General features: G+C 63.3%; 18 protein-coding genes. 14 read left to right on the forward strand and 4 right to left on the reverse strand.

Translation table 11 applies throughout. From position 1 onward, the window contains the following. The first annotated feature begins 86 nt into the window (after positions 1-86). From aptA to hydA, 4 genes are all read left to right on the forward strand, one after another. Positions 87-1,415, forward strand: a complete 1,329-nt coding sequence (aptA, locus tag AC0L17_RS15995) for an omega-aminotransferase AptA (protein ID WP_473516526.1) — start codon at positions 87-89, stop codon at positions 1,413-1,415. 139 nt (positions 1,416-1,554) lie between these two features. After that, positions 1,555-1,974 carry an endonuclease domain-containing protein gene (locus AC0L17_RS16000; RefSeq protein WP_473516527.1) on the forward strand — a complete coding sequence of 140 codons (420 nt, stop codon included), beginning with the start codon at positions 1,555-1,557 and terminating at the stop codon, positions 1,972-1,974. A gap of 1 nt (position 1,975) precedes the next feature. Further along, on the forward strand, positions 1,976-3,226 hold the full coding sequence (locus AC0L17_RS16005; protein ID WP_473516528.1) for a Zn-dependent hydrolase: 1,251 nt from the start codon (positions 1,976-1,978) through the stop codon (positions 3,224-3,226). 65 nt (positions 3,227-3,291) lie between these two features. Next, positions 3,292-4,743: a dihydropyrimidinase gene (hydA, locus tag AC0L17_RS16010; protein ID WP_473516529.1), complete on the forward strand. Its 1,452-nt coding sequence runs from the start codon at positions 3,292-3,294 to the stop codon at positions 4,741-4,743. Between the two features lie 125 nt (positions 4,744-4,868). Here hydA and AC0L17_RS16015 read toward each other — a convergent pair whose 3' ends face one another. Continuing rightward, positions 4,869-5,276 (reverse strand): cupin domain-containing protein, encoded by a 408-nt coding sequence (locus AC0L17_RS16015; protein WP_091600272.1) that lies wholly within the window; start codon positions 5,274-5,276, stop codon positions 4,869-4,871. A 110-nt stretch (positions 5,277-5,386) separates the two neighbouring features. Here AC0L17_RS16015 and AC0L17_RS16020 point away from each other — a divergent pair, with 110 nt between their 5' ends. The 5 genes from AC0L17_RS16020 (at position 5,387) to AC0L17_RS16040 (ending at position 10,435) form a co-directional block, all read left to right on the forward strand. Further along, positions 5,387-6,178 (forward strand): ABC transporter ATP-binding protein, encoded by a 792-nt coding sequence (locus tag AC0L17_RS16020; protein WP_091600271.1) that lies wholly within the window; start codon positions 5,387-5,389, stop codon positions 6,176-6,178. A 575-nt stretch (positions 6,179-6,753) separates the two neighbouring features. Next, positions 6,754-7,632 carry an ABC transporter permease gene (locus tag AC0L17_RS16025; protein WP_473516530.1) on the forward strand — a complete coding sequence of 293 codons (879 nt, stop codon included), beginning with the start codon at positions 6,754-6,756 and terminating at the stop codon, positions 7,630-7,632. Further along, the gene (locus AC0L17_RS16030) at positions 7,629-8,765 is read left to right on the forward strand and encodes an ABC transporter permease (RefSeq protein WP_473516531.1); all 1,137 of its coding nucleotides are present in this window, start codon (positions 7,629-7,631) and stop codon (positions 8,763-8,765) included. Before AC0L17_RS16025 ends, AC0L17_RS16030 begins: the two co-directional genes overlap by 4 nt. A gap of 82 nt (positions 8,766-8,847) precedes the next feature. After that, complete coding sequence (locus AC0L17_RS16035; protein WP_023798699.1) at positions 8,848-9,819, forward strand: ABC transporter substrate-binding protein; 972 nt, start codon at positions 8,848-8,850, stop codon at positions 9,817-9,819. A 166-nt stretch (positions 9,820-9,985) separates the two neighbouring features. Next, positions 9,986-10,435, forward strand: coding sequence for a CHRD domain-containing protein (locus AC0L17_RS16040; protein WP_473516532.1), 450 nt, complete (start codon positions 9,986-9,988; stop codon positions 10,433-10,435). An 88-nt stretch (positions 10,436-10,523) separates the two neighbouring features. Here AC0L17_RS16040 and AC0L17_RS16045 read toward each other — a convergent pair whose 3' ends face one another. The 3 genes from AC0L17_RS16045 to AC0L17_RS16055 form a co-directional block, all read right to left on the reverse strand. Continuing rightward, complete coding sequence (locus AC0L17_RS16045) at positions 10,524-12,173, reverse strand: thiamine pyrophosphate-binding protein (RefSeq protein WP_473516533.1); 1,650 nt, start codon at positions 12,171-12,173, stop codon at positions 10,524-10,526. Continuing rightward, positions 12,170-13,345 (reverse strand): CaiB/BaiF CoA transferase family protein, encoded by a 1,176-nt coding sequence (locus AC0L17_RS16050; RefSeq protein WP_473516534.1) that lies wholly within the window; start codon positions 13,343-13,345, stop codon positions 12,170-12,172. The genes AC0L17_RS16045 and AC0L17_RS16050 overlap by 4 nt, the downstream gene beginning before the upstream one ends. 158 nt (positions 13,346-13,503) lie before the next feature. Continuing rightward, a complete protein-coding gene (locus AC0L17_RS16055; RefSeq protein ID WP_473516535.1) occupies positions 13,504-14,433 on the reverse strand; it encodes an alpha/beta fold hydrolase in 930 nt (309 codons plus the stop codon). Between the two features lie 197 nt (positions 14,434-14,630). Between AC0L17_RS16055 and AC0L17_RS16060 the strand changes: the two genes are divergently transcribed. The 5 genes from AC0L17_RS16060 (at position 14,631) to tam (ending at position 18,823) form a co-directional block, all read left to right on the forward strand. Next, on the forward strand, positions 14,631-15,656 hold the full coding sequence (locus AC0L17_RS16060; RefSeq protein ID WP_473516536.1) for a ribonuclease T2 family protein: 1,026 nt from the start codon (positions 14,631-14,633) through the stop codon (positions 15,654-15,656). Positions 15,657-15,813: 157 nt separating this feature from the next. Next, on the forward strand, positions 15,814-17,463 hold the full coding sequence (ettA, locus tag AC0L17_RS16065) for an energy-dependent translational throttle protein EttA (RefSeq protein WP_473516537.1): 1,650 nt from the start codon (positions 15,814-15,816) through the stop codon (positions 17,461-17,463). A 57-nt stretch (positions 17,464-17,520) separates the two neighbouring features. After that, on the forward strand, positions 17,521-17,769 hold the full coding sequence (locus AC0L17_RS16070; protein ID WP_473516538.1) for a DUF6290 family protein: 249 nt from the start codon (positions 17,521-17,523) through the stop codon (positions 17,767-17,769). Then, the gene (locus AC0L17_RS16075; RefSeq protein ID WP_473516539.1) at positions 17,766-18,032 is read left to right on the forward strand and encodes a type II toxin-antitoxin system RelE family toxin; all 267 of its coding nucleotides are present in this window, start codon (positions 17,766-17,768) and stop codon (positions 18,030-18,032) included. The genes AC0L17_RS16070 and AC0L17_RS16075 overlap by 4 nt, the downstream gene beginning before the upstream one ends. Beyond that, positions 18,029-18,823, forward strand: coding sequence for a trans-aconitate 2-methyltransferase (tam, locus tag AC0L17_RS16080; RefSeq protein WP_473516540.1), 795 nt, complete (start codon positions 18,029-18,031; stop codon positions 18,821-18,823). The genes AC0L17_RS16075 and tam overlap by 4 nt, the downstream gene beginning before the upstream one ends. Positions 18,824-18,859: the final 36 nt, after the last annotated feature.

An 18,859-nucleotide genomic window follows, 5' to 3' on the forward strand; every position in this document is an offset into this window, starting at 1 on the left:
GTAGCACGAAAACGCAGCAGAGACCAAGTGTCGGGAAGACCAAGCGTTAGCCGCACCGAAACAGGTTACAAGGGGAAGTCTTGGTCATGTCCAACCGGCTGAAAGTCACGCCGAACGATCTCAGCGCATTCTGGATGCCGTTCACGGCAAACCGGCAGTTCAAGCAGGCGCCGCGCATGATGGTGTCCGCCAAGGACATGCATTACACGACGAGCGACGGTCGCACGGTTTTAGACGGCACTGCCGGCCTGTGGTGCGTCAATGCCGGCCACTGCCGGCCGAAGATCACCGAGGCGATCCAGAGCCAGGCCGCCGAGCTCGACTATGCGCCGGCGTTCCAGATGGGTCACCCGATCGTCTTCGAACTGGCGAACCGTTTGGTCGACCTGGCGCCGGAGGGCATGGACCACGTGTTCTTCACCAATTCCGGATCGGAATCGGTCGAGACCGCGCTGAAGATGGCGATCGCCTATCACCGCGCCAGAGGCGAGGGCTCGCGCACCCGCCTGATCGGCCGCGAGCGCGGCTATCACGGCGTCAATTTCGGCGGCATCTCGGTCGGCGGCATCGTCACCAACCGCAAGATGTTCGGCACGCTGCTCGGCGGTGTCGACCACATGCCGCACACCCACCTGCCCGAGAAGAATTCGTTCACCAAGGGCGTGCCCGAGCATGGCGCGGAACTGGCCAACGAGTTGGAGCGCATCGTCGCGCTGCACGACGCCTCGACCATCGCGGCCGTCATCGTCGAGCCGGTGGCCGGTTCCACCGGCGTCATCCTGCCGCCGAAGGGCTATCTCGAGAGGCTGCGCGAGATTTGCACCAAGCACGGCATCCTTTTGATCTTCGACGAGGTCATCACCGGCTTCGGCCGTCTCGGCACGCCGTTTGCCGCCGACTATTTCGCCGTCACGCCCGACATCATGACCACCGCCAAGGGCGTCTCCAACGGCGTCATCCCGATGGGCGCGGTGTTCGTCAAGAAGGAAATCCACGACGCCTTCATGACCGGCCCCGAGCATATGATCGAGTTCTTCCACGGCTACACCTATTCGGGCAATCCGATCGCCTGTGCGGCGGCGCTCGGCACGCTCGATACCTATAAGGAAGAGGGCCTGCTGACCCGCGGCGAGGAACTGGCGCCGTATTGGGAAGACGCGCTGCATTCGCTGAAGGGCGAGCCGAACGTCATCGACATCAGAAACATCGGCCTGATCGGCGCGATCGAGCTGGCGCCCATCCCCGGCAGTCCGACCAAGCGTGCCTTCTCGGCTTTTGTGAAAGCGTTCGAGCGCGGCGCGCTGATCCGCACCACCGGCGACATCATCGCGCTGTCGCCGCCGCTGATCATCACCAAGGGCCAGATCAACGAATTGATCGACCATGTGCGTGAAGTGCTGAGGGCGGTGGATTGAAGGACGGGCGGCAGCGTTCCCTCCCCCTTGAGGGGAGGGTGGCCGCGAAGCGGTCGGGTGGGGTCGGTGGCGACGCGCGCCGACCTGACCTTTTGCTGCGAGGTTATTTCTGATGCCCCGTACCCGCGTGAGCTTCGAAATGCGCCAAAAGGCGCGGGCGCTTCGAGTTCACGCGACCAAGGGCGAATCCCTGCTGTGGTATGAACTGCGCGAGCTGAAATCGGCCGGTATCAAGTTCCGTCGCCAGTGCCCGATCGGACCCTATATCGTCGACTTCGCCTGTCTTGCGGTAAAGCTGGTCGTGGAAGTGGATGGCGACTTGCACGAGCAGGAGAGGGGCAAGCGGCACGATACTGTCCGTGATGCCTATCTGCGATCGCTCGGGTTCGATGTCTTCCGCGTTGACGAGCCTGATGTCATAAACAGCGCTTGGCATGTCGCGCAAGTGGTCAAGGAGAAGGTCGCGCGCATGTTCGGCGACCCCACCCGACCGCTTCGCGGTCACCCTCCCCTCGAGGGGGAGGGGGACGCCGGCGTGCCGCAATCGAAAAGGTATTAAAATGGCCGCTCCGGGCGAGAATCTGCGAATCAATTCAGACCGTTTGTGGGATTCGATAATGGAGATGGCGAAGATCGGCCCCGGCGTTGCCGGCGGCAACAATCGCCAGACGTTAACCGACGCGGACGGCGAGGGGCGGCAGCTGTTCAAGGGCTGGTGCGAGGCGGCGGGACTTGAAATGGGCCTCGACGAGATGGGCACGATGTTTGCCCGCCGCGAGGGCACCGAGCCCGATCTGCCGCCGGTCTATGTCGGCAGCCATCTCGACACCCAGCCGACCGGCGGCAAGTATGACGGCGTGCTCGGCGTGCTCGGCGGCCTGGAGATCGTGCGCTCGCTCAACGAGCTCGGCATCAAGACAAAACACCCGATCGTCGTCACCAACTGGACGAACGAGGAAGGCGCGCGCTTTGCGCCGGCGATGATGGCATCCGGCGTGTTCGCCGGCGTCCTCGATCAGGCCGACGTCTACGAACATGTCGACAAGGACGGCAAAAAATTCGGCGAGGAGCTCGAACGCATCGGCTGGAAAGGCAGCGAGAAAGTCGGTGAGCGCAAGATCCACGCCTTCTTCGAGCTGCATATCGAGCAGGGCCCGATCCTCGAAGACGAGGGCATCGACATCGGCGTCGTCACCCATGGCCAGGGATTGAAATGGCTGCAGGTGACGCTGACCGGCAAGGAGGCGCATACCGGCTCGACGCCGATGCCGAAGCGCCGCAATGCCGGGCTCGGCATGGCGCGGGTGATCGAACTGGTGCACGAGATCGCCATGGACTACCAGCCCGACGCCGTCGGTGCGGTCGGCCACATGGAGGTCTATCCGAACTCGCGCAACATCATCGCCGGCCGCACCATGTTCACCATCGACATCCGCTCGCCGGAAAAGGAAGTGCTCGACGCCATGGACGGGCGCATCCGCGAAGGCATCGACACGATCTGCGAAGCGCTCGACATCCAATATCAAATTGACCAGGTCGGCCATTTCGATCCGGTGACTTTCGATCCGGGCTGCGTCAAGGCCGTGCGGGATGCGGCCGAGCGCCTGGGTTATACGCATCGCAACATCGTCTCCGGCGCCGGCCACGACGCCTGCTGGATCAACCGCGTCGCGCCGACGGCCATGGTGATGTGCCCTTGCGTCGACGGGCTCAGCCACAACGAGGCCGAGGAAATCACCAAGGAATGGGCGGCGGCCGGCGCCGACGTGTTGTTCCACGCCGTGGTGGAGACGGCGGAGATCGTGGGGTGAGCTAGAAACCAGGATTCTGAACGCCGCTCCCCAAGAAGCGCGAAGAGAACAAAGGGAACAAGAAAATGACCAAGGTCATCAGGAACGGCACCATCGTCACCGCCGATCGTACGTGGAAAGCCGATGTGCTGATGCAGCACGGCAAGATCGTCGCCATCGGTTCGAACCTGCATGGGGACCACGAGTTCGACGCCACCGGCTGCTATGTGATGCCGGGCGGCATCGATCCGCACACCCATCTCGAAATGCCGTTCATGGGCACTTATTCGGCCGACGATTTCGAGAGCGGCACCCGCGCCGCGCTTGCCGGCGGCACCACAATGGTCGTCGATTTCTGCCTGCCGTCGCCGCAGCAGTCGCTGCTCGAGGCCCTGCAGATGTGGGACAACAAGACCTCGAAGGCGTCCTGCGACTATTCCTTCCACATGGCGATCACCTGGTGGGGCAAGCAGGTATTCGACGAGATGGCCACCGTGGTCGACAAGGGCATCACCTCGTTCAAGCACTTCATGGCCTACAAGGGCGCGCTGATGGTCGATGACGACGAGATGTATTCGTCGTTCCAGCGCTGCGCCGATCTTGGCGCGCTGCCGCTGGTCCATGCCGAGAATGGCGACGTGGTCGCGGCGCTTTCGCAGAAGCTGCTGGCCGCCGGCAACAACGGCCCCGAAGGGCACGCCTATTCGCGGCCGCCGGAAGTGGAAGGCGAGGCGACCAACCGCGCCATCATGATCGCCGACATGGCCGGCGTGCCGCTCTATGTCGTGCATGTCTCCTGCGAGCAGGCCCATGAAGCCATTCGCCGGGCGCGCCAAAAAGGCATGCGGGTGTTCGGCGAGCCGCTGATCCAGCATCTGACGCTCGACGAGAGCGAATATTTCAACAAGGACTGGGACCATGCGGCGCGCCGCGTCATGAGCCCGCCGTTCCGCAACAAACTGCACCAGGATTCGCTGTGGGCCGGCCTGCAGGCGGGATCACTGCAAGTGGTGGCGACTGACCATTGCGCCTTCACCACCAGCCAGAAGCGCAACGGTGTCGGCGATTTCACCAAGATTCCAAACGGCACCGGCGGGCTCGAGGACCGCTTGCCGGTGCTGTGGACCACCGGCGTCAACACCGGCCGGCTGACGATGAACGAGTTCGTCGCGGTGACCTCGACCAACATCGCAAAAATCCTCAACATGTATCCGAAGAAGGGCGCCATCGTCGAAGGCGCCGATGCCGACATCCTCGTCTGGGACCCGAAGCGCACAAAGACGATCACTTCCGAGAAACAGCAGTCGGTGATCGACTACAACGTCTTCGAAGGTGTTGAGGTGACCGGCCTGCCGCGCTTCGTCTTCTCGCGCGGCGAACTGTCGATCCAGGAGGCTGAAGTCAAGGCGAAGCCCGGCCATGGCGAGTTCGTCGCTCGCGAGCCGAATGCCGCAGTCAACCGGGCGCTGTCGACCTGGAAGGAAATCTCCGCGCCGCGCAAGGTGGAACGGTCAGGTATTCCGGCGACCGGGGTGTGAGCTTGCGCAAGGACGGTACTGTCCCGGTGCTAGTGTTTGTCGAAGTCGGCGCCGGGGGGCAGCGCAAACCTGAAGCGATTGCACTGTCTCTATGCCCGATACCAATTGGCCGGCGGGTAGCCCGCCTATCGCGCGACCAGCCCCTCCAGTTCCGGCAGCAGCACGACGCTTTCCTGTTCGTTGGGATCGGTGCGGGCGATGACCGCCGAGGCCGGGCTGTCGCTCAGATTGGCCGGCAGATGCGGCACGCCGGCGGGAATGTAGAAAAGGTCGCCGGCCTTGGCGACGATCCGCTGCTCGAGCCGGTCGCCATACCAGGTATGGACCTCGCCGGAGAGCACATAGATCGCCGTTTCATGGCTTTCGTGCATATGCGCCTTGGCGCGGGCACCGGGCGGCATGGTGAGCAGGTGCATGCAGATGCCGGTAGAGCCGACCGTTTCGGCGGCGATGCCGGCGAAATAACTCAGTCCCTGCTTGCCTTCATAAGAGCTTTCGGGGCGGATAAGATGGCAGGTGGGTTTGGACGACATCGGGCAAACTCTCGATCGAGTGGGACAAGATAAGTGGAAAGCAGCATTTTGGCAAAAGCAACGGGTAACCGGCTGGCGCGGCGGCGACGCGAAAAGCCGGGCTGCGGCCTATGACCGGACAGTCGCCAGCCGTCGTTTCGGCAAGCAAGCTCGGCCTGACCTTCCAGACCAGCGACGGTCCGGTGCAGGCGCTGTCGAATGTCGACCTGACCATCGGCAAGGGCGAATTCGTCTCCTTCATCGGGCCGTCCGGCTGCGGCAAGACGACCTTGCTGCGGGTCATCGCCGATCTCGAGAAACCGACATCAGGAAGCATCTCCGTCAATGGCGTGACGCCGGAGCAGGCGCGCGAAAACCGCGCCTATGGCTATGTATTCCAGGCGGCCGCACTTTATCCGTGGCGCACGATCGAGCGCAATGTGGCGCTGCCGCTGGAGATCATGGGCCTGTCGAAGGCAGAGCAGGCGGCGCGCATCAAGCGCACGCTCGACCTCGTCAACCTGTCCGGCTTCGAGCAGAAGTACCCGTGGCAGCTTTCCGGCGGCATGCAGCAGCGTGCCTCGATCGCGCGGGCGCTGGCCTTCGATGCCGATCTTCTGTTGATGGACGAGCCGTTCGGCGCGCTGGACGAGATCGTGCGCGACCACCTCAACGAACAGCTGCTGGAGCTTTGGGATCGGACCAACAAGACCATCTGCTTCGTCACCCATTCCATTCCCGAGGCGGTTTACCTGTCGACACGGATCATCGTCATGTCGCCGCGCCCGGGCCGCGTCAGCGACGTCATCGAATCGACGCTGCCGAAAAAGCGGCCGCTCGACATTCGCGAGACGCCGGAGTTTTTGGCGATCGCGGCGCGGGTCCGTGACGGCCTCAGGGCAGGGCACAGCTATGAGGATTGAGCGGGATGGGCTCCCTCCTCTCCCCTACGGTGCCAGCGGGCCCACCCATGCCTTCGTCTACTCAGTAAGACTAGGGCGGAGCCGCCGCGAAGCGGCGTTCATCGAGAGCGCGGCCAACCACGCCTTCGTCATCCTAGGGCGAAGCAAAGAGCGAAGCGACGCGGCGCAGGGCAGGGCACAGCACAGCTATGAGGATTGAGCGGGATGAGCTCCCTCCTCTCCCCGACGGGGAGAGGGTGGCCGGAGCGAAGCGGAGGTCGGGTGAGGGGGCGGCCACGTTCGTCATCCTAGGGCGGAGCAGCCGCGAAGCGGCCTGCGCAGACCCTAGGATCCATGCCGTGACATTAGCCGAAAGGCGCAAGCGGTTCAGAGTGTCCGCCAGGCAAGCCATGGCAGCCGACGTTTCCTCCAGACAGGGAGCGATGTTCCGCACCGTTGCGGAGCGCGAAGGTAACGGCATGGATCCTAGGGTCTGCGCCGCGTCGCTTCGCTCCTTGCTTCGCCCTAGGATGACGAAGGCGTGGTTACCCCCTCGCGTAACGCACAGCGTGCATCCGTCTGGCGAGTACCGCTAGATGGACTCCTTTCGCGACAAGATCGTTCCGGTGACCTCGATCCTCGCAGGCGTGGTGGTCGTCTGGTATGTTTTCGCCGTCATCCTCAACGCGCCGTTCCAGCGCGATCTCGACCGCCGTGCCGGCGAGACGCCGGGGATCGTGGAGTTTATCGGCAAGACGATGGCGCAGCCCAAGCCGACGCTGCCGACGCCGCATCAGGTGGCGGTGAATTTCTTCGAGAACACGTTTCTGCGCAAGGTCACCAGCAATCGCAGCCTTGTCTACAATGCCTGGGTGACGCTGTCCTCGACGCTGCTCGGCTTCGCTTTCGGCACCTCGCTCGGCATCCTGATTGCCGTCGGCATCGTCCATGTGGCGACGCTCGACCGCAGCCTGATGCCGTGGATCATCGCCTCGCAGACCATTCCGATCCTGGCGGTGGCGCCAATGATCATCGTCGTGCTGGCGGCGATCGGCGTCACCGGCCTGATCCCGAAGGCGCTGATCTCGACCTATCTGTCGTTCTTTCCGGTGGCGGTCGGCATGGTCAAAGGGCTGCGTTCGCCCGAACTCACCCATCTCGACCTGATGCACACCTACAATGCCAGCCCCTCGCAGACCTTCTGGAAACTGCGCGTGCCGGCTTCGGTGCCGTTCCTGTTCACCTCGATGAAGGTGGCGGTGGCCGCCAGCCTGGTCGGCGCCATCGTCGGTGAACTGCCGACCGGTGCCGTCGCCGGCATCGGCGCCAAGCTGCTCGCCGGCGCCTATTACAGCCAGACCATCGATATCTGGTCGGCGCTGGTGGCGGGCTCGGTGGTGGCGGCTCTTTTGGTGATGGTGGTCGGCATAGCCGGGCGCCTCGTCGACCGCGCCATGGGCGGCAGGCCGGCATGAGCGATCTCCTCAGCCTCGCGTCGATCACGCCCCGTTCGTGGCAAGGGTATGCCGCGCTTGTCCTGCTTGCCGTCGGCCTTTTTTCGGCGCCGCTTGTCACTGCCACGCCGGGCTATGACATCGCGACGGTGGCTTTGATCTTCATCCTGTTGCTGTTTGCGATCCAGATGGATCAATTTCCACCTGCAATCGCGGCGACCTGTCTGTTTCTTGGGGCGCATGGCGCAGCGTGGCTATTGCTCGCCGGCATAACCGGCAACGAAGGCACCGCTCGCGCCTCGTTCTATCTGCTGCTCGCCGCGGCATGGCTTCTGGCCTGGCGCTGCGTGACGGTGCTGTCAGCGCTTCGCCCGGCCTCGCGCTGGGCGGCGACCGCTTTGCGGCTGATCATCCCGGCGATCTTCGGCGCCTGGATTTTGATCATCTGGGAGGCGGTGACGCGCGGTGCCGGCATTCCTTTCATCCTGCTGCCGCCGCCAAGCGCCATCGGCGTGCGCATCGCCAATTCGTTGCCGGTGCTGGCTGCCGACGTGCGGCAGACCATCTTCAAGGCCGTGATCTTTGGGTATGTGGTTGGCAGCGGTGCTGGCTTCCTCGTCGCCATCGCGGCCGACCGCGTGCCGTTCCTGCGCCGCGGGCTTTTGCCGATCGGCAATATGGTCTCGGCGCTGCCGATCATCGGTGTGGCGCCGATCATGGTCATGTGGTTCGGCTTCGACTGGCAGTCGAAGGCCGCCGTCGTCATCATCATGACCTTCTTCCCGATGCTGGTGAACACGGTCGCGGGGCTTGCCGCCTCCGGCCATATGGAACGCGACCTGATGCGCACCTATGCGTCGAGCTACTGGCAGACGCTGTTCAAGCTGCGGCTGCCGGCGGCAGCCCCCTTCATCTTCAATGCGCTGAAGATCAATTCGACGCTGGCGCTGATCGGCGCCATCGTCGCGGAGTTCTTCGGCACGCCGGTGGTCGGCATGGGATTCCGGATTTCGACCGAAGTCGGACGGATGAATATCGACATGGTCTGGGCCGAAATCGCAGTTGCAGCACTTGCGGGTTCGGTCTTTTATGGCGTGGTCGCTCTTTTCGAGAGAGCAGTCACGTTTTGGCATCCCTCCGTCCGTGGTGGATAGGGCGGTGGCGGGTTTGGAATCAGGGGTGGATTGAAGGTCCTGGTCCTAAAAGGGTGAACACTTAACTCCAGAGGGTAAAAGCATGAAAAGACTTGTTGTTTCGATGCTGGCCGGCGCGATGTCGCTTGCCGCGTTCCAGGCGATGGCCGCAGACAAGGTGACGCTGCAGCTGAAATGGGTCACGCAGGCCCAGTTCGCCGGCTACTACGTCGCCAAGGACAAGGGTTTTTATGAGGCCGAGGGCCTCGACGTCGAGATCAAGCCGGGCGGCCCCGATATCGCGCCCGAGCAGGTGATCGCCGGTGGCGGCGCCGACGTCATCGTCGACTGGATGGGCGGTGCGCTGGCCGCACGCGAAAAGGGCGTGCCGCTGGTCAATATCGCCCAGCCGTTCAAGAAGGCCGGCATGCAGCTGGTCTGCCCGAAGGACGGCCCGGTCAAAACCGAAGCCGACTTCAAGGGCCATACGCTCGGCGTCTGGTTCTTCGGCAACGAGTATCCGTTCTACGCCTGGATGAACAAGCTCGGCTTGAAGACCGACGGCGGCCCGGATGGCGTCACCGTGCTGAAGCAGAGTTTCGACGTGCAGCCGCTGATCCAGAAGCAGGCGGATTGTATTTCGGTCATGACCTACAACGAATACTGGCAGCTCATCGATGCCGGCTACAAGCCGGAAGAGCTGATCGTGTTCAACTACTCGGCCATGGGCAACGACCTGCTTGAGGACGGTCTCTACGCCCTGGAGGACAAGCTCAAGGATCCGGCCTTCGAGGACAAGATGGTGCGTTTCGTGCGCGCCTCGATGAAGGGCTGGAAATACGCCGTCGACAATTCCGACGAGGCGGCCGGCATCGTCATGGACAATGGCGGCCAGGACGAGAACCATCAGAAGCGCATGATGGGCGAAGTCGCCAAGCTGATCGACAATGCCGACGGCAAGCTCGACCCGGCGACCTACGCGCGCACCGCCAAGGCGCTGCTCGACCAGAAGATCATCACCAAGGAGCCGACCGGCGCCTACACGACCGCCATCACCGACAAGGCCATCAAGTAAGCCGTCAACCAGGGCCTCTGGGGTCCGCAGTTTGAAAAAAGGGGACGGGCGACCGCCCCCTTTTTTGATGTAAAATAGCCGTTACCGGTGGAAACATCCGCTCGCCACAACCGTTGTTCCAGTGCATCCTGCTTCAGCGGATGTCATCGTCACAACGGAGAATTCCATGCGCATGCAATCCTTCCCGCCGATGCTTTCGGCGCTCGCCGTTTCGGCTTCCTTCCTGTGCGCTTCACCGGCCTTGGCCGACATGATGAAGATGAAGGCGACGCTCGATGGCGCTCAGCAGAATCCAGCCGTCACCACGGAGGGCAAAGGCGAGGCCACTCTCGGCTTCAACACCGACACGAAACAGCTCACCTGGAACGTGATGTATTCAGGTCTCAGTGGACCGGCGACGGCCGGACATATTCACGGTCCGGCAGCAAAGGGTGAAAATGCCGACGTCGTAGTCCCGTTCAAGGGCGCTCCGAAAAGCCCGTTCAAGGGGGCGGCGATCCTGACCGACGCGCAGGCTGCCGACCTGATGGCCGGCAAATACTACATCAACATCCATACGGCGGCCCACAAGGACGGCGAGATCCGCGGGCAGATCGAGAAGGCGGCGACGATGTAGCGCAACGTCGGCCCGGCGGAGCGCTGCACTGGCCTGTCGAAGTTTGCGGGACAGCGCCGCGAAGGAATTCGGCCTATGCCTCTGGCGCTCAGGTCCTGTCCCGTATCTGGGTCATCGTCCGGGTCGGCGTGATCGCCTCGGGGTCGAGCCTGATCTCGACGATCGACGGCTTGCCGCTGGCACGGGCGCGTTCGAAGGCCGGCGCGAAGTCGGCCGTCTTCTCGACGGTTTCGCCATGGCCGCCATAGGCGCGGGCGAGCGCCGCGAAGTCGGGATTCTTCAGGTCGGTGGCGACGACGCGGCCGGGATATTCGCGCTCCTGGTGCATGCGGATGGTGCCGTAGATGCCATTGTTGACAACGACGACGATGATCGGCAGATCGTACTGCACGGCGGTGGCGAATTCCTGGCCGTTCATCAGGAAGCAGCCGTCGCCGGCGAAGGCGATCACGTCGCGCTCGGGAAACAATTCCTTGGCGGCGACCGCTGCCGGCGTGCCGTAGCCCATCGAGCCGGATGTCGGTGCTGCCTGTGTGGCAAAGCGGCGGGAACGGTGGAAGCGGTGCACCCAGGTGGCGTAGTTGCCGGCGCCGTTGGTGAGGATCGCGTCGTCGGGCAGCATTTTTTCGAGATAGTTCATGATCGGCCCCATCTGGACGGCGCCGGGGCCGCTTTCGGGCGGTGTCGACCAGTCGAGATAGGCGGCGTGCAGCTTCGGTGTTTCATCCGCCCAGACCGGCGAGGCGGCCGGCTTGCGCCCGGCAAAGGCTTCGACGAAGGCGGACGGCGAGGCGTTGATCGCCAGCGTCGGCCGGTAGACACGGCCGAGCTCGCTGGCGTCGGCATGGACATGGACCAGCGACTGGTCGGGGTAGGGGCTCTTCAGCAGCGTGTAGTCGGAGGACGGCATCTCGCCCATGCGGCCGCCGATCAGCAGCACGAGGTCGGCCTGCTTGATGGCGGTCGCCAGCTTCGGGTTGATGCCGATGCCGACATCGCCGGCATAGCTAGGGTGGAGATGATCGAACAGCATCTGGCGGCGGAAGGAACAGCCGACCGGCAGCGACCAGGCTTCGGCGATCGTCCGCATCCGCGCGACGGCCTCCGCATCCCAGCGCGTGCCGCCGAGGATGACGAAGGGGCGCTTTGCCTTGTTGAGAAGCTTTTCCAGAGCATCGAGCTCGGCCTCGCCCGGCCGCGTTTCGACCGGCGTGTGGGGCAGGGCGGCCGGCGCCTCCGCAAGGCTGGTCAGCATGTCTTCCGGCAGCGAGATGACGACCGGGCCGGGACGGCCGGATGTCGCCACCGCGAAGGCGCGGGTGACGAATTCGGGGATGCGCGCGGCGTCGTCGATCTCGACCACCCATTTGGCGATGTCGCCGAAGAACCTGACGTAGTCGACCTCTTGAAAAGCCTCGCGCTGCTTGGCGTGGCTGGCGACCTGGCCGATGAACAGGATGACGGGCACCGAATCCTGCATGGCGATGTGGATGCCGGCCGAGGCGTTGGTGGCGCCGGGGCCGCGGGTGACGAAGCAGATGCCTGGCTTGCCGGTCAGGCGGCCATGGCAGTCGGCCATCATCGCGGCGCCGCCTTCCTGGCGGCAGACGATGGTGCGGATCGGCGAGTCGTGCAGCGCGTCGAGCACCGCAAGGTAGGATTCGCCGGGCACGCAATAGATACGGTCCGTTCCGTTGGCTTCGAGCGCATCGACAATTAGTTGTCCGCCGGTCTTCATTTTCCTGACCTCTCCAGTTCGGCAAGGATTTCTTCGGCGTGTTCGCCGAGCCGCGGCGAGGGCCGCTCATAGACCAGCGGCGTGCCCGACATGACCATCGGCGCGCGCACCGAGGGCAACAGATTGCCATGGCCGTCGTCGAGGTCGAGCCGCATGCCGCGCGCGATGGTCTGCGGATCGGCGAACATCTCGCCGATCGTGTTGATTGGGCTGGCAGGCACGCCTGCCGCCTCCAGCCTGGCCAGCAGCGGATCGCGATCGAAGGTTTTCAGCGCCTCGATTATATGCTCGCGCAGCGTCGCCCGGTTGGCGACCCGGGCGGGATTGGTGGCGAAATCGGGGTCGGATGGCAGCTTGTCCAACCCGACAGCCGCGCAGAATTTGGCGAACTGGCCGTCATTGCCGATGGCCAGGATGATATGGCCGTCCTTGACCGGCACCACTTCGTAGGGCGCGATGTTCATATGCGCATTGCCCATCTGCACCGGCGATTTTCCCGAGACCAGATAGTTGAGGTTCTGGTTGCCGAGCGCCGAGATCTGGCTGTCGTAGAGCGCCATGTCGATATGCTGGCCTTCGCCGGTCTTCTCGGCATGGCGAAGTGCGGCCTGGATGGCGATCACCGAATAGAGGCCGGTGAAAATATCCGAAATGGCGACACCGGCCTTTTGCGGCTCGCGGCCGGCCTCGCCGGTGATCGACATCATGCCGGCCATGCCCTGGATGATGAAGTCATAGCCGGCGCGTAGCGCATAGGGCCCGTCCTGGCCGAAGCCGGTGATCGAGCAATAGATCAACCGCGGGTTGATTTTGCGCAATCTGTCATGGTCGAGGCCGTATTTCTTCAGCCCGCCGAGCTTGAAGTTTTCGATCAGCACGTCCGATGTCGCAGCCAGCCGGCGCACTGTCTCGGCGCCTTCGGGCGTCGAGAAATCGATGGCGATGGAGCGCTTGCCGCGATTGCAGGAATGGTAGTAGGCGGCCGAGAGGTTTTCGCCGTCATGGCTCATGACGAAGGGCGGACCCCATTTGCGGGTATCGTCGCCGCCATCAGGGCTCTCGACCTTGATCACGTCGGCGCCGAGATCGGCAAGCAATTGCCCCGCCCACGGCCCGGCCAGGATGCGGGCGAGTTCGATTACGCGGATGCCTTTCAGCGGAGGCTCGGTCATGGATCACCGTGATTGATCGAAAGCGCAGGCTCTGGTTTTCTTTTTATGCATGTCGTTATTCCAAAACCGCTGCGCACTTTTGGGCAACATGCACTATCAATCCCGCGTGCCGAAGTCACGGTTCTTGCAATGGGCCAACCGGACCGTGCCAATCTCGGTCAGGCTTGTTTCAGCACGCTGTCGGCCCATGCGGCGAAATCGTCCATGATGATATTTCGATTCACCTCGTTCAGGCTTTCGTGGCGGGTCTCGGCGTAAACCTTTGAAAAGAGATTCGAAAAGCCCATCCTGTGCAGGCGCCCAGCGAGATGGCTGACCGCCTTGCCACCGCCGGTGGCGGGATCCTTTTCGCCGCCGACCAGGCAGATCGGCAGGGTCTTGCGGATGCCGGAAAATTTGGTGTCGCCGTCGAAGACAAAGCCGAACAGGTCGCGCCACATCGACACCGACGCATCCCAGCCGCACAGCGGATCGGCGATGTATTTGTCGACTTCGGCCGCGTCGCGCGACAGCCAGTCGAATGGCGTGCGGTGATCAGGGACGGCTTTGCCCCAGGCTTGGAAGGTCAGTCTCGGCAGCAGGCGCGACGGCATGTCGGAGCCGAGCCGGAATTTTTCCCAGGCCAGGATGATTTGTGCGGCACGGCCGGCGAGCCCGGCGGATAAATTGGCGTTCCAGATGGCTGCGGCGTGCAGCCGGTTCGAATGATGAAGCATGAAATTCAGCGCGACGAGGCCGCCCATGGAATGGCCGAAGATGATGACCGGCAGGCCGGGATGGTCGCCGGCGATCAGGTCATGCACGGCGGCGACATCGGCGATGACCTTGGCGCCGCCATCCACTTTGGCGAATGTGCCGAGCGGAGCGTCTGGCGCCTTGGTGGCGCCATGGCCGCGATGGTCATGGGCATAGACATGGAAGCCGCACTCTCCCAGAAAGGTAGCGAAGCGGACATAGCGCGCCGCATGTTCGGCCAGTCCGTGATTGATCTGGACGACCGCACGCGGGCGGCCCTCGGCGCGTTTCACGTAAAGGTTGAGCGCCGCACCGGTCGGCGATGGCAGCACGCGCTGCTGGCTGAATGACATTATCGATTCGTCTCCAACGCGCCTTTTCCGCCTGGACATTTGTGTGCGCCGACGCCGGTTTTGCGTCAATCCGTCGGCGGTGTTTCGCAACGCTGTTCTTGCGCCGCAACGCAGGTATCGCAATTCTGACATGGAGAATTTGCTACCGAGAGAGGGCGGCAGTCTGTTGCCCAGCATTATTCAACCGGAGAGTACCCATGCGTACGCTGACAGGTCTTGTTTTTGGATCGGCGCTTGCCGCTGCGTCGCTGACGGGTGCTGTGCGGGCCGAGGTCAAGATGAGCGGCTCTTTCGTCGCCGACGCCATCTGTCCAGCCACCCAGGCCATCAGGAGCGGCAAGAACCCGGGCAATATCGCGACCGATGCGGGACAGAGCTACGAGCTGCTGGCTGGCAACAAGGATGCTCCCACGCATTATCTGATCCGCGTGCCCGGGGCCGATCCGGAGCGTCGCTGGGTGAAGGTCGATTGCGGCCATGTTTCGGGTGGCAGCGCGTCCGGGGAATCGGCAGCGCCTGTGCCGGCCGACCGGGAGAAACCTGCTGCGCCGGTTTCGCGAAAGCCCGAATATGTCCTCGCGCTGAGCTGGCAGCCGGCGTTTTGCGAGACCAGGCCCGGCAAGACCGAATGCAGGGCGCAGACCGCGGCCGGTTTTGAGGCGACGCATTTCACCTTGCACGGGCTGTGGCCGCAGCCGAACGGAAATTTCTATTGCCAGGTGGCAGCGGCGGACAAGGCGAACGACAATCCGGCGCACTGGCAGGACCTGCCGCCGGTCGAGCTCGAGCCGAACACGCGGTCGGAGCTCGATCGGGTGATGCCAGGCACCGCATCCGCTCTCGACAGGCATGAATGGATCAAGCATGGCACCTGTTACGGCAAGAGCCAGCAGGCGTATTTTTCCGATGCGCTGAACTTGACGCGCGCGGTGAATGCGTCATCCCTGCGTGACCTTTTCACGCAGAACATTGGCCGGGATCTGACCTCTGGCCAGATCCGCGCCGCCTTCGACAGTGCCTTTGGTCCCGGCGCCGGCCAGCGGGTTCGCGTCTCCTGCGTGAAGGATCCTTCGAGCGGCAGGCGGCTGATCGGCGAACTGACGCTCGGCCTGACCGGCCCAATCGGTCCGAACTCTTCGCTCAGTGAGCTGCTGCTGGCCTCAGTGCCGACGAACAATGCCGGCTGTCCGAAAGGCATCATCGATCCGATCGAGTTCCAGTGACACTGGATGCCTATGCGCCGATGCCGATCGCGCCCGTCTCGGCCGGAAGACAAATCCGAAATGCCAAAACAGTTTGCCGTTCGGCGCGGCATCGCCTACATAGCGCGCAACTTCCATTCAATCCGACATTCCAGTCGACTTTTCAGGGAAAGCGCGCGTGGCACGCCAGTTCATCTATCACATGGCCGGCCTCAACAAGGCCTACGGCACCAAGAAGGTGCTCGAGAATATCCACCTCTCCTTCTACCCGGACGCCAAGATCGGCATCCTCGGGCCGAACGGCGCCGGCAAGTCGACCATCCTCAAGATCATGGCCGGCATCGACAAGGAGTGGAGCGGCGAGGCGTGGCTGGCCGAAGGCGCCACCGTCGGTTACCTGGCGCAGGAGCCGGCGCTCGATGCAAGCAAGACCGTGTTCGAGAACGTCATGGAAGGCGTCGCCGCCAAGACCGCGATCATCGAACGCTACAACGAATTGATGATGAACTATTCTGACGAGACGGCCGACGAGTCGGCCAAGCTCCAGGACGAGATGGACCGGCTCAACCTGTGGGATCTCGAACAGCAGGTCGAGATGGCGATGGAAGCGCTGGGCTGCCCGCCCAAGGAAGCCGACGTCACCAAGCTGTCGGGCGGCGAGCGCCGCCGCGTGGCACTGTGCCAGCTGCTGCTGCGCCAGCCCGACCTTCTGCTGCTCGACGAGCCGACCAACCATCTCGACGCCGAGACGACGGCGTGGCTGGAAAAGCATCTGCGCGCCTATCCCGGCGCGGTGATGATCATCACCCACGATCGCTACTTCCTCGACAATGTCACCGGCTGGATTCTTGAGCTCGACCGCGGCCGCGGCATTCCCTATGAGGGCAACTACACCAAATATCTCGAAGCCAAGGCCAAGCGGCTCAAGCAGGAGGGCCGCGAGGACGATGCGCGCCAGCGGGCGATCGGCCGCGAGCGCGAGTGGATCCAGTCCAGCCCCAAGGCACGGCAGACCAAGTCGAAAGCGCGCATCCAGGCGTTCCAGGATCTGCTGGACGCAGCCGACAAGCGGCGTCCGAGCGACAGCCAGATCGTCATTCCGCATGGCGAGCGGCTTGGCAATGTGGTGATCGAGGTCGAGGACCTGTCAAAGGGCTTTGGCGACACGTTGCTGATCGATGATCTCGACTTCAAGCTGCCGCCCGGCGGCATCGTCGGCGTCATCGGCCCGAACGGCGCCGGCAAGACGACGCTGTTCCGCATGATCACCGGCCAGGAAAAGCCGGATGCCGGCACGATCCGCGTCGGCGAGACCGTCAAGCTCGGTTACGTCGACCAGAGCCGCGATGCGCTCGACCCGACCAAGACCGTCTGGGAAGAAATCTCGGGTGGTGCCGAAGTGGTCAAGCTCGGCAAGTTCGAGGCCAACACCCGCGCCTATTGCGCCTCGTTCAACTTCCGCGGCGGCGATCAGCAGCAGAAGGTCGGCAATCTGTCCGGCGGCCAGCGCAACCGCGTGCATCTTGCCAAGATGCTGAAGACCGGCGGCAATGTGCTGCTGCTCGACGAACCGACCAACGACCTCGATACCGAAACGCTGGCGGCGCTCGAAGACGCGCTGGAAAACTTCGCCGGCTGCGCCGTCATCATCTCGCACGACCGCATGTTCCTCGACCGGCTGGCGACGCACATCCTGGCGTTCGAAGGCGACAGCCATGTCGAGTGGTTCGAGGGCAATTTCGAGGATTACGAGCAGGACAAGATCCGCCGCCTCGGCCCCGACGCCATCAACCCGCACCGCATGACGTATAAGCGGCTGACGCGGTAAGGTTCGATCCGTTGCAGGCGATCGTCGTTTGACCTAAATTGATCGAATGGAGTTGCCATGATCACGGTCAAATTGCCGCAAGAAGTCGAGAAGCTGCTGGCCGATATGGCCAGGGCCAGCGGCCGTACGATCGATCAGGTTGCAGTTGAAGCGATCCTCGAGACAATCGAGGATTGGCAGGACGCGAGGATTGCGCAGGAACGCCTGAAGGATGACGACGGCGCGCGCATTCCGTTGGAGGACGTGATCCGGAAGCTTGAGCTTCGCGAAGCAGCGGAACGGCGCAAGAAACCTGCCGCTGAATGAATTGGCGTGTCGAGTTCACGCGGCAAGCCGAAAAAGACATCGAACGGCTTTCAACGAAAGACCAGCGGCGCGTCCTCGAATTCCTGCATCAAAGAGTTTCGGAGCACCCCAATCCAAGAATGCTTGCCAAGCGCCTGACCGCTACTAAGCAAGAGGCCTGGCGTTTTCGCGTCGGCGACTACAGGATCATTGCCCAATTCGAGGATAGCCGGCTTGTCGTGCTGGTTGTGGAGGTCGGCAACCGTCGCGAGGTCTATCGATGAACAGCACTGCCGCAAAAGCAAGACTCGACTGGTCCGCCGCCCAATATCTCAAATTCGAGGACGAGCGCACCCGGCCGGCGCGCGATCTCGTCGCGCAGGTGCCGGTGGCGGCGCCACGCCGGGTGGTTGATATCGGCTGCGGGCCGGGCAATTCGACGCAATTGCTGGTCGAGCGCTGGCCGAGCGCTGAGGTCAGCGGTTTGGACACCTCGCCCGACATGATCGAGAAGGCGAGGGCACGTCTGCCGGATGTGGCCTTCGAACTGGCGGATGCGGCAGCGTGGCAGCCCGAAGAGCCGGTCGACGTGATCTTCGCCAATGCGGTGTTCCAGTGGCTGCCCGAGCATCCGGCGATCTTCCAGCGGCTGATGGGATTTTTGGCGCCCGGCGGCGCGCTTGCCGTGCAGATGCCCGACAATATGGGCGAGCCCTCGCACCGGCTGATGCGCGAGACGGCGGCCGAAATGCCGTTTGCCGAAAAGCTTAGGGGTGCTGCGCGCGGACCGCTGCCGCCGGTGTCGTTCTACTACGATCTTTTGTCGCCGCTCTCCGACCGGATCGACATCTGGCACACCGCCTACAATCATCCGCTGGCCGATGCCGGGGCGATCGTCGAGTGGCTGAAGTCGACGGGGCTGAAGCCGTTCCTCGATCCGCTCGACGCGGACGAGCGACGGTTTTTTCTCACGCGCTACACCGCTGGGATAACCGAAGCCTATCCGAAGACGGCGAACGGCAAGGTGCTGCTGCGTTTCCCGCGCCTGTTCATCGTCGCGCGGCGCGCCGCCTAGAAACGATTGGCCATAACCGAGACGCACTGCCTGGCT

It is taken from the genome of Mesorhizobium sp. WSM4829 (genome assembly GCF_055811475.1).